The sequence below is a fragment of the Streptomyces sp. STAM6 genome (assembly GCF_054963715.1).
Genome location: NZ_JBUEFZ010000086.1, coordinates 1 through 1,413, shown reverse-complemented (window position 1 = coordinate 1,413; position 1,413 = coordinate 1). Strand labels below are relative to the sequence as shown.

General features: G+C 56.0%; 1 rRNA gene. It reads right to left on the bottom strand.

From position 1 onward, the window contains the following. Positions 1 to 21: 21 nt before the first annotated feature. Positions 22 to 1,413, bottom strand: a 23S ribosomal RNA gene (locus ACY34K_RS33835); the annotation flags it as partial.

Below are 1,413 nucleotides of genomic sequence, written 5' to 3'. Positions count from 1 at the left end.
ACACAGTGGACGCGAGCAACTGAGGACAAGCCCTCGGCCTATTAGTACCGGTCAACTCCACACCTCACGGTGCTTCCATATCCGGCCTATCAACCCAGTCGTCTACTGGGAGCCTTACCCTCTCAAGGAGGTGGGAATACTCATCTCGAAGCAGGCTTCCCGCTTAGATGCTTTCAGCGGTTATCCCTCCCGAACGTAGCCAACCAGCCATGCCCTTGGCAGAACAACTGGCACACCAGAGGTTCGTCCGTCCCGGTCCTCTCGTACTAGGGACAGCCCTTCTCAATATTCCTACGCGCACAGCGGATAGGGACCGAACTGTCTCACGACGTTCTAAACCCAGCTCGCGTACCGCTTTAATGGGCGAACAGCCCAACCCTTGGGACCGACTCCAGCCCCAGGATGCGACGAGCCGACATCGAGGTGCCAAACCATCCCGTCGATATGGACTCTTGGGGAAGATCAGCCTGTTATCCCCGGGGTACCTTTTATCCGTTGAGCGACGGCGCTTCCACAAGCCACCGCCGGATCACTAGTCCCGACTTTCGTCCCTGCTCGACCCGTCGGTCTCACAGTCAAGCTCCCTTGTGCACTTACACTCAACACCTGATTGCCAACCAGGCTGAGGGAACCTTTGGGCGCCTCCGTTACCCTTTAGGAGGCAACCGCCCCAGTTAAACTACCCATCAGACACTGTCCCTGATCCGGATCACGGACCCAGGTTAGACATCCAGCACGACCAGAGTGGTATTTCAACGACGACTCCACCTGAACTGGCGTCCAAGCTTCACAGTCTCCCACCTATCCTACACAAGCCGAACCGAACACCAATATCAAACTGTAGTAAAGGTCCCGGGGTCTTTCCGTCCTGCTGCGCGAAACGAGCATCTTTACTCGTAGTGCAATTTCACCGGGCCTATGGTTGAGACAGTCGAGAAGTCGTTACGCCATTCGTGCAGGTCGGAACTTACCCGACAAGGAATTTCGCTACCTTAGGATGGTTATAGTTACCACCGCCGTTTACTGGCGCTTAAGTTCTCAGCTTCGCCCCGTCGAAACAGAGCTAACCGGTCCCCTTAACGTTCCAGCACCGGGCAGGCGTCAGTCCGTATACATCGCCTTACGGCTTCGCACGGACCTGTGTTTTTAGTAAACAGTCGCTTCTCGCTGGTCTCTGCGGCCACCCCCAGCTCAGACAGCAAGTGTCATCACCAGGAATGGCCCCCCTTCTCCCGAAGTTACGGGGGCATTTTGCCGAGTTCCTTAACCATAGTTCACCCGAACGCCTCGGTATTCTCTACCTGACCACCTGAGTCGGTTTAGGGTACGGGCCGCCATGAAACTCGCTAGAGGCTTTTCTCGACAGCATAGGATCATCCACTTCACCACAATCGGCTCGGCATCAGGTCTCAG